A 13,509-nucleotide genomic window follows, 5' to 3' on the forward strand; every position below is an offset into this window, starting at 1 on the left:
TGTCAGGGTGCGTCTTGGAGAAATTTGACCTCGTCGGGGATGGCGAGATGGAGGTCCTTGACCGGCATACTCGCCGGGATCAATTGCGTCGGCGACGTGCCGGCGAACTCACCGACGTCATGGATGAGATGCGATTGGTCGAAGTAGCCGCAGGCCAGCGCCAGCCGTGCCCAGTCGGGCGGTTCGGCGCGCTGGGCAAGTGCAGTGGCACGTTGGAAGCGCAGCACGCGACTCATCCGCTTCGGGGTCATGCCGACTTCGGCGGTGAACACCTCGATGAACCGGCGCCTGCTGAGCTCGACGGTGGCGGCGACGTCACCGACGGTGACGCCGGGCCGAGCGAGCTGGTCGAGCGCGAATGGCACCGCGCGGTGGCCGCTTCGCCGGTGCTGCAGCCGCTGCAACAGGTGACGTTCGAGCACGGCGAAGCGCTCGGCAGCCGTTGCGGCGGTGCACAATTGCTCGCGCAGCTCGGTCGCCGTCCGTCCCCAGAGCGTCTCGAGATCGACGTGGCGATCGGCCAGCTGACCAGGCGGAGCATCCAGGAAGGGCCAGGCTCCACCCGGCTTGAAGTGGACGCCGACGATCGACGCGTGTGCCGCGGTGTCGGCGACGAAGTACCGGTGATACGCCCCGGAAACTACGGCGCCGGAGTACCGCTGGCGGGCGGTGTTGCCGGCGCCGTAGATCCGTAACTCGTCCTCGGCTAGGTTGACGACGAGTTCCAGCGTGCCGCTGGGAACGATCCGCTCGGTCGGGTGAGCGGGCGCATCATGCAGCGACCACAGGTACGCCACGAAGCGCGCGAGCGGCGGGCCGGGTCTGTGCGTCAGATACTCCACCGGGGGTCGGCACTACCCGTGGACGGGATCCGACAAACTCATTCCCGGCACCGTCGCCCGCTGTCTACTTGGCGCCGTAGATGCGCTCCATCATGGCTGTGTCCGAAAAGGTCTCGGCCCGAACGACTTTACCGTCGCGGAGGGTGTACAGATCTGCGCTATGGGCGGTTTCGTCGCCAACCCTGACCTCACTCAATACGATCACATCGTCGCCGTCGGCGATGAAGCGGTTGGGAGTCGTCGTGAATCCCTTTTCGGCCAGTTTCATGAAGAACTCACCGACTTCCGCCTTGCCGCGATACGTGCCGCTGAGCGCGCTCTTGCCGGGTGAGACCCACTCGACGTCGTCTGCGAGGTCGCGCATCGCCCCCTCGGCGTCTCCCGCCGAGAACGCCGCATAACCCTTGTTCAAGGTCTCGATGTTTTGATCTTTGGACATTTTCTACCCCCATTGCAGTGGTCTCATGCCATCCGCAGGTGCTGTAGTTGGTCAAATGAGACCGCGGTCAGCGTACTGCTGTGTGATTGCTGGCGTGGGGAATTGGACAGCAAAGTGCAGGGTAATCAATTGGCGAACGCGATAGTTACTTTACCCGTGGTCGGGCTGTTGTTGACCTTGCTGGGTTAGTCGGGCTTGCAAATCTCGGGCACGACAACCGCCGGCTTTGGGCGTGCGGTGGCGTCGCTTGACCTGAAGTCCCGTTGAGGTCGGAGACTCTGGCCATGAATACGACCACCACCAATGAATGGCCGGGCGGCCTGCGGGTTGCGCAGGTACGGATCGCCCGCCCGACCGATCGGCTCGCCGAAGTCGAGCGGTTCTACTCGACGATTCTCGGCCTGCCGGTCATCTACCGATTCGAAGACCACGCCGGATACGACGGCGTGATGCTGGGGCTTCCCGGTACGGACTACCACCTCGAGTTCACCAGCCATGTCGACGGCAGTCCTTGCCCCGCACCGACATCGGAGAACTTGTTGGTCTTGTACTTCCACGGCGACGCCCAGATGTACGACGTCGTCGAGCGCCTCGCGGCGAGTGGGCACGAACCGGTGCCCGCGGAGAATCCGTACTGGGCGGGTGTGGGCGCGCTGGCCTTCGAGGACCCGGACGGCTGGACGGTCATGCTCGTCCCCAAACGGGTATTCTGAACACACGCCCGTGTGCTCTTCGGCCGACGGGGATCAGGCCGCTTTTCCGTCAGGTGGGTCTGGATCGCTGGATTTGCGAATCACATTGTCGTCGTTGATAGTCGGCTCGTCGGGTGGCGGCGGGTCGTTGGATGTCCACGCGTCGATCCAGTCCTGTGTGGTGATCGTGCGGTCGGGCGGGGTCGGCTCTTCCACCTCGCGCTCATTGTCAGCTGGCGGCGCCTCGTAAACCGGCGGGTGGTGCGGACTGCAGGTCTGATCGGGAGCTGACGGTTCGTCGGTTGACCACGCGTCGATCCAGTCCTGTGTGGTGATCGTGCGGTCGGGTGGGGTCGGTTCTTGCAGCGCGTGCTCATCGTCAACCGGCGGCTCGTCGTAAACCGGCGGGTCGTGCGGACTCGAGGCATCGTCTGGTGCGGCCGCGGGTGGGCCGGATCCCGTCGGCTTGTCCCCTGCGGGCTCATCGGCCGCCTGGGGTGTCCATGCGTCGGCCGGGGGTGGGCGGAGTTTTTCGGGTTGGTGGTAGTCGTTGATGCGCGCTTGTCCGGTGTCCAAGTCGGGGGGTGGGATCCACTCCACTTCGTGGTGGTCGTTGATTCTGGTGGTCCAACCTCCAGGGGCGACCATCCGGTTGTCGCAGCCACAGGCCAGGCCGTTGTCGTTGACGTTGGTGAATCCGCCCTCGGTCCAATCGAGGACGGCGTGATGCACCTGACAGCCATAGGCGGAAACCGTGCAGTGCGGTTTGGTGCAGCCGCCATCACGCGCGATCAACATCAGGCGTTGGGCGACCGACGCGGTGCGCCGCGCCCGGAACAAGTCCAACGCGGACCCCGTCGCACCGTCGAACACCGCCAGATAGTGGTGGGAGTTCTTCTGCGCGGCGAGGTTGAGGACGTCGCTGACCGGCAGCAGGGTGCCGCCGCCGGTGACGCCGATCCCCGCCCTCGATTCGAGGTCTTGCAGGGTGGTGCGCACGATGATCGTGGTGGGTATCCCGTTGTGCTGCCCGAGTTCACCCTTGGCCAGGGCTTGGCGGCCGATGAAGGCCATGGCGTCGTGGCGACGCTGCGCCACGGTGCGGGTATCGGAATCGATCTGTTCCTGCGTCGGCGTCCCGGAGGTGCAGGGGGTTTCGTCTGCTGGGTTGCACATGCCGGGTGCGGCGAACTTCGCGTAGAGGGCTTCCCAGGTCGCCCAGGCGGCGGGGGTGAAGTCGGCGGTGGCGTGGATCATCCCGTTGGGTTGTTGCGGCCCGATCGATACGCCGCGGCGCCGTTCGCGTTCGGCGTCGTCGGGCACCGGGCCGTCCTGATCGAGCAGGAAGACGGTGCGTTTCACCGTGTCGGCGAGCTGCTTCGGTCCGGTGCCGACGGCCGTGCGGACCCAGTCCACTTCGATCTGGCTGCGGGTGGGCGTGTCGACGAAGCCGGGTAACTTGGCGATGCCTTTGCGGATCACGTCGACGTGCTCGTCGGTCACCAACCCCAACGCTTGCGCAGTAGCCGTCGCGGATAACGCGGGCGGCATCGGCTCACCGGACAACGCGCGCCGCGGGCCGAGCAGGGTCGCTTCGGTGAGCCGGCGGCTGGCCTCGGCGCCCGACAGCCGCCAGCGGGTCATCAGCACCTCCCGCCACGACTTCGCGCCCAACTCCCGCGGGGTGGTTTGGCCTTGCAGCTGCACCAGCATGCGGTGGCGCTGGGTGGGCAGCTGACACGCCAAGGCTTCGAGTTCGTCCATTACGGGCAGCAGCTCGGCGTGGGTGACGGTGTCGATGGCGCAGGCGGCGATCTCGTCGTAGGCGGCGCGCAGTGCGGCGACCTTCGCCCGGAGCACCTCTGCCTGCATGACTCGAACACTAGTTCGACCCACCGACAAGAAACGCAAATTTGTGGCTAGTGAAACCAAAGTGGTGCAAGAGATTTCACTGATCCGCGAGCGTGCGCAAACTCCGGTAATTGCGCGGCGTGTCGCCCGCAACCGCGCGCGGGAGCGAGTAAGGCAAACCGCTAATGGTGCGTGCGCACCGCATAACGCCGTTCGGCATAGGCCAGGTCGTCGCGCCACAGCCGGGTGGCGGCATGGCGCATGAACGGCGTGATGACCGCCGCGCCGCGCAGCGCATGGGCGAATCCCGGCCGGTCCGAATGGGCGATGACCGCCTCCAGCACCGCGGTGCGGGGCCGACCGTCCGGGCCGGGACCGACTGGTGTGGCATGTGTTTCGACGACACTGCCACTGCCTTCTCCGTCGACGATGCGCATCACGATGGTGCGTCGCTCGGGGCTGGTGAACTCCGCGATCACCGGCACACCGATCCGACCGACGTGGAAGGTGACGGCGACCAGGAAGCGGTCCGCATCGTCCGGCAGCGCCGGCCCGGCCGGTGGCGCACTCAGCACGTCGAGGCGGGCGAACGAGTAGGGGTGGAACCAGGCGCCGTGCCACGGATCGAGCCGATTGGCGATGATGTCGACCGGTTCGCAGGTTCCGACCAGTCGGGTGACGGCGGGTATCCGCGCACCGCGGGGGCGGCCGGCCAATACCGGTGCCTTGGTGGGTTTTTCGCCGCCGACGTTGTCCAGCCGCACCCAGGCCAGCACGCCGTCGTCGTACGCGGGATAAGGCGTCCAGCCGACGTGGCGACGGCCGCTGAAACGCATGCCGTGCCACGGGCAGATGAGCGTGCCGCAGTCCAGGGCGCCGGTCGAAAGGTCGGCACCCAGATGCGGGCAGCTGCCCGGCCCGACGTGCAACGTTCCTTCGGTGTCGCGCCAGGAGACGATCTCGTGACCGGCGACCGTGGTGCCGAATGGTCGCCTCTGGTCCACCGCGTCGCTGGCCGCGAAGGCGAACCAGTTGCCGCTCGGTCGGGCCTGGGACCGCTTGAGCGCGTCCTCGATGACGGCGATCTGCGCCTCGCCGTGCGTGGGCTTCTGCGCCGTCCAGTCGGTTCGGGGCAGCAATGTGAACGGGTTGGCCTTGCTCACACGGGAAGTCACCCGGGAGGCCATGACGGTGCGCACGCTCATGTCTTCAAAAGCCTTTCTCGAGACGTGGCCAGGCGTCGCAACGTCGCCGAACGACCCCGGGTGGGAACGCTGTACAGGGTGTGGCCCCGAACGCCGAAGTGCTCGAGCAGCCGATTGGCGGCGACCCAACCGGTGGTCGCGGCACGCTCCATCAACGCCACGGGGAGGTCGATGCGGATGCCATCACCCGCCAGCGCGAGACCAGGATGTGGGGTCGCGACGCCGGGTCTGCTCGCGAAGTCGCCCGGCCCGAACCGCGGGCAGTCGACGCGGTGCAGCACGCGTTCGCCGAGGATGCGCGCATCGGCGGTCTCGGGATAGAGCTCGTGCAGCCGCTTCACCAGCCCGTCCCGCACTTCGGTGGGCGTGGCATCGGCTGCGTAGGCGTGCAGTTCGATCACCGAACCGCCGGTGTCGGCGGCCCAACGGGCGGCGTGGCGTTCGTAGGCGTTGACCACGCTGACGTTGTCCAGCGGCGGGTGGCCGCCGACGCCGAGAAAGGCCGGCCGGGACGGATCGACGCGGCGGTCCAGCCACAGCCGCACGACCGTGAACGGCGCCGCAGTGTGCAGCCCGAGAACTCTGCCGCGCCAGTCGTCGTCGCCGAGTTCCGGTGAGCCGGCGACGATAGTGCGCAGGCCCGCCACGTCGGTGGCCAGCACGACACCGTCCGCGTCGAACCGCCGACCGTCGTTGCACTCCACCTTGAACGTCGTGTCGGACCGCACGCTGGTGACCGACAGTTCGGTGTGGAACGTGACACCGCGTGATTCCAGATGCCTGCGCAACGGTGTCCACAGTGCGACGTCGAAGTCGTCGTCGGCGACGTCGAACACCAGCCCCTCACTGGAGCCCAGAAAGTAGATGTGGAACATGGTGGCCAATTCGGCGGCCGACAATCCGGCGGGTTCGGTGAAGAAGCTGCGGGAGAACACCTCGAAAGCCAGGTGCCGTGCGGCGTCGGGAAAGTTGATGTCCCGCAGGAAGCTTGCCGCGTCGACGTCGTCGAGCAGGTGATAGATCGCCGGGACCGACACCGCCGCAAGGGGTGCCGCGGCGCGCGCGTTCAGCCGGGCCAGGTCACGCAGCCGGAAGGTGGGGCTGCGCAGCGCGAAGGCGACGGCGTTCAGCGGCGGCGTGCGGGGCAGCCCGCGAAAGGTATCGCGCCTGCCGTCTCCGTCGATCAGCGGGTAGTCCTCGACCGGCGTCAGCATCGACAGCTCGGGATCGATGCGCTGCAATAGGTTTCGCAGGTTGTAGTACTGCCGGAAGAACGCGTGGAAGCCGCGGTTCATCGCGACCGGGGCTCCCCCGACGGTCTCGGTCCAGCCGCCCACCCGGCCGCCCAGATACGGCTGGCGTTCGATGACGTCGACCGGGACGCCGCGCTCGGCCAGGCCGGTGGCCGCGGCCAGCCCCGCGATGCCTGCTCCGACGACGACGACGCTGGGCCGGACGGGAAGCCAGCCCGCGTCGGGCAGGCCGCCCGGTCCGGGGTGCGTCACCCGCCGCGGGTCACTCATGCCGGTGCGTCCGCGAGGAAGGTGTGCACGACGTTGCGCTGCCAGCCCGGCATGGTCTCACTGCGGACATTGGTGAAGCCGTTGTTGCGCAGCCGGTTGCGGAACGCCGAAGCGCCGTCGAACTTGGTGACGCTGCGCCGCAGGTGCCGGTACAGGGTGGCGTCGCCCGTGCGCAGGCGCCCCAACGGAATGATGACGGTGAGGCACACCGCGTTCCACACCGCCGTGGCGACGGCGGAGTCGCGAACCGAGTACTCGTGGACGGCCAGGGTGGCACCGGCGCGCAACAGCGTTCGGAATTCCCGCAGTTGCGCATCCGGATCCGGCAGGTTGCGCACCAGGTAGGCGGCGAAGATTCCATCGAATGGGCCGTCGACGCCCGCCGCTGCCAGATCCTCGATGCGGCTGTGCACGAACCGGACTGACGGCGGCCACGTCTTGGCCGCGGCCTCGGCGAGCATGCCCGCGGAGGCGTCGACCGCCACGATGCGAGCCTCGGGGGCGACGGCGAGCAGCGCCGCCGTCGACGCGCCGGTACCGCACCCTGCGTCGAGGAGTCGCAGTCCGCGGCCCCGATCCGGCAACTGCATGCGCCGCACCGAGATTCGCAGGTGGTCGTGGTAACCGGGATTGGCGCCGACGAGGCGGTCATACTCGGCCGCGCCGACGTCGAATGCCGCAGGCACACGTGCCCGCGGTAGGCCGGTCGGCCCGATCGTCACGGCACGTCCGTCTCGCGGTCGGCCTGACGCTTCCACAGCAGCAGCGCGGCGGTCACCAAGGCGAAGCCGAACAGGAAGTCCTCGACGGGGATATCGAAGGGAAATCGCACGCCCATGGTGTGCCGCTCGTCGTACACGACGATCGGTGCGCTGAGCTTGGTGAGCCAGCCGTCGACGAGCACCTGAAACGCGAACACGATCACCATCGAGATCCAGTAGCCGGGGCGCCGGAACAGGCCGGTCCGCAGCACCCACACCTCCCACGCACAGACGACGAGGACGGCGACGACCGCAGGCAGCGTGTAGCCGATGCCGTTCATCGCCGCACCGCCCGGGAACGCACCCGCCGCAGGATCGACTCCACGGCGGAGTACGTCAGCAGCCCGCAGACGGGGATGACCAGGAAGAACAGCAGTTCCTCGATCGGTATGCCACCGGGCAGATGCAGTCCGGTGATGTAGCGCGGGTTGTAGCTCCAGACTCCGGCCGCGATCGCCAGCGCGTCCCACGCGATGAAGACCACCGCGACCGGCAACACGGCGTATGCGGTGCGGCGGGCGTTGCGGTAGACACCGGAGGACAGCCACTCCAACGGTGCGGTGATCAGCAGGCAGGCGCCTAGGACGATCAGGTATTGCCAGTGGTCCACATCGGTCCCTTCTGGTGTCGATCGGTCATGCGCACCCCCCACGCCTGCAGAAGTCCCCGTCCCGCGACCTGCACACGCCGGCCGGTGCCGACGGTCGCGCGGCGGCCGAAGACCGCGAAGTCGCTGTCCTCGATGCGGTCGAGGATCTCGGAGTACAAGGTGAGCGCCGCGGTGATGCAGGGCCGCGAGCGTGGCGCCAGCATGTCGATGCCGAGCCGGGCGTAGTCGTAGATCCGACGGGTGACGGCGTGCTGCTCGGCGAGCGCGCGGCGGACCTTCGGGTCGGTGCGGGCACGTGCTTGGCACCACAGCAGCAGGTCCCGGTCGACGTCGTGCGCCGTCAGCTCGTCGGCGGGCAGATAGATGCGGCCGCGACGCAGGTCCTCGTCGACGTCGCGCAGGAAGTTGGTGAGCTGGAACGCCTTTCCGAGTGCTGCGGCGTGCGGCGCGGCCTCCTCGGCAGGTCCGACGGTGCCGAGTACAGGCAGGAGTTGCAGTCCGATCACCTCGGCCGAGCCGTGCGTGTATCGCTCGAGCGCGGCGCGGTTGGCATAGTCCGTCACCGTCAGGTCCATGCGCATGGCGGCCAGGAAGTCGTCGAACAGCTCGGGACCGATCCGGTAGCGGTGCACGGTGTGGGCCAGCGCGGCCAGCACCGGCGAGCCGCTCGCGAGGTCACTGCCCGCGAGGTGCGCCGAGAGCTGCGCGCTGAGGCGGCACAGCGCCGCGCTGCGCTCGTCGGTGCTGATGGCGGGGTCGAAGTCGTCGAGGATGTCGTCCGCCATGCGCGCGAAGCCGTAGAGCGCGTGCACGGCGGGCCGCTGCTCGGCGGCCAACAGGCGGGTGGCCAGGAAGAACGTCCGCCCGTGCTGCGCGTTGAGCGACCTCGCCTGCCGGTAGGCCGTCCGCAGGTCGGGATCGTGGACGCCCGCCGCGTCCAATTCGGTGCCGATCACGGTGCGCTCCCCACGATGTCGGTACGGGTGCGGCGTCCCGTCGCGCCGGTGATCCGGTCCGCGGCCAGCCGGCCGGAGAGCAGCGCGGTCGGGACTCCGACCCCCGGCACGGTCGACGATCCGGCCAGTACCACGTTGTCTACGCCGCGCACCCTGTTCGCGGGCCGGAACGGGCCGGTCTGGGAGAACGTGTGCGCGAGCGCGAACGGGGTGCCTGCGAACATCCCTTGGCGCGCCCATCCCGCAGGGTCGACGACGTGCAGCAGCTCCAGATCCTGACTCGCTTGCGGCAGCCGGCGGGCGACGACGTCGAGCATGCCCTCGACGTACTCGTCGCCTGTGCGCTCCCAATCCACTACGCCGCGTTGGACGTTCGGCGCGGGCGCCAGGACGTAGAGGAGGTCACGTCCCGGCGGTGCCAGCGACGGATCACCGGTGGTGGGCCGCGACACCAGCAGCGAGGGGTCGGCCATCACGCGGCCGTCGTCGATGATGTCGCGGAACGTCTGCTCCCAGGCATCGCCGAAGAGAATGGTGTGGTGCGCGCCGTCGGGTGCTGCGCGGCAGCCCAGATGGGCCACCACCGCGGACGGCGCCGGCCGCAGCGGGATGAGGCGGCGTGGCCGACGGTCCAGGAGCCGGTAGGTGTCGGGCAGCTCGGTGGTCAGCACGACCGCGTCGCAGGGGATGCGCTCGCCGTCATCGGTGAGCACGCCGGACACCCGCGAACCCGCCCGCGACAGACCAGAAACCGTTGCACCATAACGAAACTCGACACCGGCCGTGGCCGCCGCACCGGCCAACGCATCGGGCACCGCACGCATCCCGCCGCGCGGAAAGTACACCCCGCCCACGGTGTCCATGTAGGCGATCACCGCGTAGACCGCCAGTGCTCGCTGCGGCGGCACACCGGCGTAGAGCGCCTGAAACGTGAAGATGCGCAGCAGGCGTTCGTCGGAGAGGAATCGGCGCATGACGCGGTCCCACCGGCGAAACCCCCCGATCGCGGCCAGCCGGGCCAGCTGCGGCGTCAGCAGTGCGAGCGGCGAGTCGAAGTTCGCGGCGATGAAGCCGTCGAACTCGACGCGGTACAGCTCGGCCAGCCAGGCACGCAGCCCCAGATACCCCTTCGCCTCGTCGGAGCCGGCGACGCGGGCCACCTCGTCGGCCATCGCGTCGGCGTCACGGTGCACGTGGATCTGCGAGCCGTCGGCGAACGAGGCGCGGTATGCGGGGTCCACCTCCGCGATGTCGAGTCGATCCGACAACGACTCCCCCACGGCGCCGAGGGTGTCCTCGATGATGTCGGGCATGGTCAGCACCGTGGGACCGGTGTCGATCCGATAGCCGCCGACATCCATCCGGCCCATTCGTCCGCCTGGATGGGGGCCGCGTTCGACCACGGTCACCGCCCGGCCGCGGCCCGCCAGGTGCAGTGCGGCGGCCAGTCCGGCCAGACCGGCGCCGACCACCACCACGCGGTCGGTCTTGCCCTCGGGTCGCGTCATCAACCGGTCCCCCGACCTCTCTGCGCTACTGGCACCGGCCCACGCCCGCTGCGTTCCTGCTCCATACCCGCTGGGTGACGGAACCAACCGTCCAGGAGGCTGCGGCACACATCCGGTTCAGGGCCCGTAATTGCCTCTTGGGCAAGACCCGCCGATCACCGCCACGGGTTTGGAGCGGCACCGTTCGGGTAGTTGATCTTCCCCAGAACAGGAGAGTGTGGCGGTGAAGGTGTTCGCAGGGCAGTCGGCGACGCCAGTGCGATCGCGATCAGACCGGCGATTCGTGGGTGACCGCCCGGTACCCGCGCGCCCCCGCACGGTCGATGGCGGCGCGCACAAGGCCGAACACCAGTCCCTGAAGCCCCGCACCGAGCAGCGCGGCGCGCGTGGAGCGGCTCAGGTCCTTCGGATCGGGCGGCGGCTCGTCGTTGCCCGCAACCCGCTTCCAGACCTGTTCGAAGACGGACCCCGCCGCCAGACCCCCCGCAACGCTGATGGCTACTGACAGCGGCTTGTACAGCGCCTTCGACGTGCGGCTCATGGCGATGTCCTCCCTCTGGTCGCGATGCGGGAGTTCCTACCCGCCGCGCGGCCGGCCGAAACGCGTGACGAGGCGCGGCGCATGAGAACGCCGACGGAGAAGCGGGCGTCGCTGGTGCGAGCGATCGTCGCGATCGTCGCCGTCCTCGCTGCCGCCGCATTCGTCGCCGTCGGCTGCCCGAACTACCGCGACGGCATCCCGGGTCAATTGGCCCAAGCGCGTGACGAAGCCGAATCAGCCGCCCGGTCCGGGGCGTTGGCGCTCGAGTTCTGGCAGCAAGAACGCTCCACCCAGGCACTGGTCTCGGTACAGCTCAGCGATGCGCGCGACGAAGTCATCAAGGCGTACAAGGGAATTGCCGAACTCAACACGAAGGACGCGGTCAACGTCCAGCGCCAGCAGTTCCTCACCAACACGATGACTCAACTGATAGACACCCTGAACGGTGCGCGGGCAGGCGTGGAGCAGCGGTTTCCCGCCGAACGGTCGCGGGACATGCAACGCGCACTGGCCACGGCTGCCGACTCGCTGGCGAATGGGTACCGCTGATGAAGCGAATCTTCTCGGTAGCCCTCGGCATCCTCACCGCCATCGGCGGTTTCGTCGACATCGGCGACCTCGTCACCAACGCCGTCGTCGGATCGCGGTTCGGCCTCGGGCTGGTCTGGGTCGTGTTCGTCGGCGTGCTCGGCATCTGTGTGTTCGCCCAAATGTCCGGTCGGGTCGCGGCCGTCAGCGGCCGGGCCACGTTCGAGATCATCCGTGAGCGCCTCGGCCCGCGGGCCGCCGGCGCCAACCTCGGTGCGTCATTCCTGATCAACCTGATGACCGTCACGGCTGAAATCGGTGGTGTCGCATTGGCTCTCCAGCTCGCCACCGATGTCGGCCCGTTGCTGTGGATGCCGGTGGCCGCCTTCGCTGTTTGGCTGGTGATCTGGCGGGTGAAGTTCTCCATCATGGAGAACGTCGCCGGATTGCTCGGGCTCTGCCTGCTCGTCTTCGCGGTCAGCGTCTTCCTCCTCGCACCCAACTGGTCGGATCTGTCACACCAGGCGCTGGCACCCGTCATCCCGCAGACCGAGTCCGCTGCGACGTACTGGTATTTCGCCATCGCGCTGTTCGGCGCGGCGATGACCCCGTACGAGGTGTTCTTCTTCTCCTCGGGTGCTGTCGAAGAGGGCTGGACCACCAAGGATCTCGGCACGTCGCGGCTGAACGTGCTGGTCGGCTTCCCCTTCGGGGGTGTGCTCTCTGTCGCGATCGCCGCCTGCGCGGCAATCACGCTGCTGCCCAACGAAATCGAAGTGACATCGCTGTCACAGGTGGCGTTGCCGGTGGTGGCGGCGGGCGGCCAGCTCGCACTCGCCTTCCTCATCGTCGGCGTGGTGGCCGCGACATTCGGTGCGGCACTGGAGACGACGTTGTCGTCCGGCTACACGCTTGCGCAGTTCATGGGATGGACCTGGGGCAAGTTCCGCCGGCCCGCCCAGGCGACCCGATTCCACGTCGTCATGGTGGTCGCCCTGGTGGTCGGCGTGGCGGTGTTGTGCACCGGCGTGGATCCGATCCTGGTCACCGAGTATTCGGTGGTCTTCTCCGCGATCGCGCTGCCACTGACGTACCTTCCCATCCTGATCGTGGCCAACGATGCCCAGTACATGGGCGAGCACGTCAACGGGCGCGGGATGAACGTGCTGGCGTCGGTGTATCTCGTCATTATCCTGGCCGCGTCGCTGGCGGCCATACCGCTGATGATCGTGACGGGAGCGGGGCAATGAGCCAACCGGAGCTGCCGAACAAACCGCACCGGGGCAGGCTGCTCGACGCGCGGCTGCATCTGCTGGACCGCCAACTCGTCGACCCGGAGGGTGACCCGGTCGGCATCGTCGACGACCTCGAATTGGACGGTGTCGCCTTCGGTGAGCCCGTCCGTCCTGGGGCGCCAGCGCCGAAGGTGGAAGGGATCCTGTCCGGACACGTGCTTGCGACCCGCATTCTGGGTGGTCAGCCGCCAAGATCGCGGCTGCAGGCGATTCCGTGGCGGTCCGTCGAACGACTGGGTGTGACGATCGGCGTTGCCGAAGGTTCGGCCTCGGATTCGCAGTGGTTCGAGCGGTGGCTGCGCGACCACGTCATCTCGCACATTCCCGGGGGCAGCCATGCAGGTTAGCGAGCTGATCGGACTGCCGGTGCGCGACAACGGTTCCCACCACATCGGCACCGTGATCGACGCGCGTCTGACGGTGACCGAGGATTCGAAAGGCCTGCCGTCGCAGCCGCAGCTGCTGGGCCTTCTCGTCAATCCCCGGTCGCGCTCGTCGTTCCTCGGTTATGAACGGTCCGCTGCCAACGCGCCGCGTCTGCTGTTTTCGCTGCTGCAGTGGCGCCACCGCGACACCTTCCTCGCCGCGTGGGAGGACATCGACGTCATCGACACCGACGCGGTCCGGCTCAGGAAGGGCTACGTGCGGTACTCGCCGGTCCTGAGGGACTCGGAGACCGAGGTTTGACACCCGCCCGTGCGGGGGATGCGTTGAGAGTGGGGACAGACTCCCCTGCTCCATCGAGAAAATCTACGAGA

At 68.0% G+C, this 13,509-nt stretch carries 15 protein-coding genes and 1 pseudogene; 5 read left to right on the plus strand and 11 right to left on the minus strand.

The genetic code is table 11. From position 1 onward, the window contains the following. Nucleotides 1-2 precede the first annotated feature (2 nt). On the minus strand, nt 3-842 hold the full coding sequence (locus N536_RS37165) for a DUF6597 domain-containing transcriptional factor (RefSeq protein ID WP_051574165.1): 840 nt from the start codon (nt 840-842) through the stop codon (nt 3-5). A gap of 64 nt (nt 843-906) precedes the next feature. Then, a complete protein-coding gene (locus N536_RS0102085; RefSeq protein ID WP_029112090.1) occupies nt 907-1,281 on the minus strand; it encodes a nuclear transport factor 2 family protein in 375 nt (124 codons plus the stop codon). A gap of 284 nt (nt 1,282-1,565) precedes the next feature. Here N536_RS0102085 and N536_RS0102090 point away from each other — a divergent pair, with 284 nt between their 5' ends. After that, nucleotides 1,566-1,994: a VOC family protein gene (locus N536_RS0102090; protein ID WP_036434988.1), complete on the plus strand. Its 429-nt coding sequence runs from the start codon at nt 1,566-1,568 to the stop codon at nt 1,992-1,994. A 321-nt stretch (nt 1,995-2,315) separates the two neighbouring features. Here the strand turns inward: N536_RS0102090 and N536_RS37170 are convergent. From N536_RS37170 to N536_RS0102135, 9 genes and pseudogenes are all read right to left on the minus strand, one after another. After that, nucleotides 2,316-3,845: pseudogene (locus tag N536_RS37170) on the minus strand (13E12 repeat family protein); the annotation flags it as partial. Nucleotides 3,846-4,006: 161 nt separating this feature from the next. After that, nucleotides 4,007-5,029 carry a DUF5914 domain-containing protein gene (locus N536_RS0102100; protein WP_081809004.1) on the minus strand — a complete coding sequence of 341 codons (1,023 nt, stop codon included), beginning with the start codon at nt 5,027-5,029 and terminating at the stop codon, nt 4,007-4,009. Continuing rightward, nucleotides 5,026-6,552, minus strand: coding sequence for an FAD-dependent oxidoreductase (locus N536_RS0102105; protein WP_029112093.1), 1,527 nt, complete (start codon nt 6,550-6,552; stop codon nt 5,026-5,028). Before N536_RS0102105 ends, N536_RS0102100 begins: the two co-directional genes overlap by 4 nt. Continuing rightward, nucleotides 6,549-7,274, minus strand: a complete 726-nt coding sequence (locus N536_RS0102110) for a class I SAM-dependent methyltransferase (RefSeq protein ID WP_051574166.1) — start codon at nt 7,272-7,274, stop codon at nt 6,549-6,551. Before N536_RS0102110 ends, N536_RS0102105 begins: the two co-directional genes overlap by 4 nt. Further along, nucleotides 7,271-7,594 (minus strand): lycopene cyclase domain-containing protein, encoded by a 324-nt coding sequence (locus tag N536_RS0102115; protein ID WP_029112095.1) that lies wholly within the window; start codon nt 7,592-7,594, stop codon nt 7,271-7,273. The genes N536_RS0102110 and N536_RS0102115 overlap by 4 nt, the downstream gene beginning before the upstream one ends. Beyond that, a complete protein-coding gene (locus N536_RS0102120) occupies nt 7,591-7,923 on the minus strand; it encodes a lycopene cyclase domain-containing protein (RefSeq protein WP_029112096.1) in 333 nt (110 codons plus the stop codon). Before N536_RS0102120 ends, N536_RS0102115 begins: the two co-directional genes overlap by 4 nt. Next, on the minus strand, nt 7,902-8,879 hold the full coding sequence (locus tag N536_RS0102125) for a phytoene/squalene synthase family protein (protein WP_029112097.1): 978 nt from the start codon (nt 8,877-8,879) through the stop codon (nt 7,902-7,904). Before N536_RS0102125 ends, N536_RS0102120 begins: the two co-directional genes overlap by 22 nt. Beyond that, on the minus strand, nt 8,876-10,387 hold the full coding sequence (gene crtI / locus N536_RS0102130) for a phytoene desaturase family protein (protein WP_029112098.1): 1,512 nt from the start codon (nt 10,385-10,387) through the stop codon (nt 8,876-8,878). Before crtI ends, N536_RS0102125 begins: the two co-directional genes overlap by 4 nt. 268 nt (nt 10,388-10,655) lie before the next feature. Beyond that, nucleotides 10,656-10,928, minus strand: coding sequence for a DUF4235 domain-containing protein (locus tag N536_RS0102135; protein ID WP_029112099.1), 273 nt, complete (start codon nt 10,926-10,928; stop codon nt 10,656-10,658). Between the two features lie 81 nt (nt 10,929-11,009). Here N536_RS0102135 and N536_RS0102140 point away from each other — a divergent pair, with 81 nt between their 5' ends. Genes N536_RS0102140 through N536_RS0102155 form a run of 4 tightly spaced genes read left to right on the plus strand, consistent with a single transcriptional unit; the run spans nt 11,010 to nt 13,438 of the window. Continuing rightward, on the plus strand, nt 11,010-11,477 hold the full coding sequence (locus tag N536_RS0102140; protein WP_029112100.1) for a hypothetical protein: 468 nt from the start codon (nt 11,010-11,012) through the stop codon (nt 11,475-11,477). After that, entirely contained in the window at nt 11,477-12,706 is a 1,230-nt protein-coding gene (locus N536_RS0102145) for an NRAMP family divalent metal transporter (protein ID WP_029112101.1), read from the plus strand. Before N536_RS0102140 ends, N536_RS0102145 begins: the two co-directional genes overlap by 1 nt. Then, nucleotides 12,703-13,098: a hypothetical protein gene (locus N536_RS0102150; RefSeq protein WP_029112102.1), complete on the plus strand. Its 396-nt coding sequence runs from the start codon at nt 12,703-12,705 to the stop codon at nt 13,096-13,098. Before N536_RS0102145 ends, N536_RS0102150 begins: the two co-directional genes overlap by 4 nt. After that, on the plus strand, nt 13,088-13,438 hold the full coding sequence (locus N536_RS0102155; RefSeq protein WP_029112103.1) for a hypothetical protein: 351 nt from the start codon (nt 13,088-13,090) through the stop codon (nt 13,436-13,438). The genes N536_RS0102150 and N536_RS0102155 overlap by 11 nt, the downstream gene beginning before the upstream one ends. Nucleotides 13,439-13,509 lie beyond the last annotated feature (71 nt).

The organism is Mycobacterium sp. URHB0044 (assembly GCF_000620625.1).
In the GTDB taxonomy this organism is placed as follows: Bacteria; Actinomycetota; Actinomycetes; order Mycobacteriales; family Mycobacteriaceae; genus Mycobacterium.

Excerpts from the sequence above, each read along its gene's own strand:
- N536_RS0102085 (WP_029112090.1), bottom strand. The coding sequence starts at position 1,281 with ATGTCCAAAGATCAAAACATCGAGACCTTGAACAAGGGTTATGCGGCG.
- N536_RS0102090 (WP_036434988.1), top strand. The coding sequence starts at position 1,566 with ATGAATACGACCACCACCAATGAATGGCCGGGCGGCCTGCGGGTTGCG.
- N536_RS0102100 (WP_081809004.1), bottom strand. The coding sequence starts at position 5,029 with ATGAGCGTGCGCACCGTCATGGCCTCCCGGGTGACTTCCCGTGTGAGC.
- N536_RS0102105 (WP_029112093.1), bottom strand. The coding sequence starts at position 6,552 with ATGAGTGACCCGCGGCGGGTGACGCACCCCGGACCGGGCGGCCTGCCC.
- N536_RS0102115 (WP_029112095.1), bottom strand. The coding sequence starts at position 7,594 with ATGAACGGCATCGGCTACACGCTGCCTGCGGTCGTCGCCGTCCTCGTC.
- crtI (WP_029112098.1), bottom strand. The coding sequence starts at position 10,387 with ATGACGCGACCCGAGGGCAAGACCGACCGCGTGGTGGTGGTCGGCGCC.
- N536_RS0102135 (WP_029112099.1), bottom strand. The coding sequence starts at position 10,928 with ATGAGCCGCACGTCGAAGGCGCTGTACAAGCCGCTGTCAGTAGCCATC.
- N536_RS0102140 (WP_029112100.1), top strand. The coding sequence starts at position 11,010 with ATGAGAACGCCGACGGAGAAGCGGGCGTCGCTGGTGCGAGCGATCGTC.
- N536_RS0102145 (WP_029112101.1), top strand. The coding sequence starts at position 11,477 with ATGAAGCGAATCTTCTCGGTAGCCCTCGGCATCCTCACCGCCATCGGC.
- N536_RS0102150 (WP_029112102.1), top strand. The coding sequence starts at position 12,703 with ATGAGCCAACCGGAGCTGCCGAACAAACCGCACCGGGGCAGGCTGCTC.
- N536_RS0102155 (WP_029112103.1), top strand. The coding sequence starts at position 13,088 with ATGCAGGTTAGCGAGCTGATCGGACTGCCGGTGCGCGACAACGGTTCC.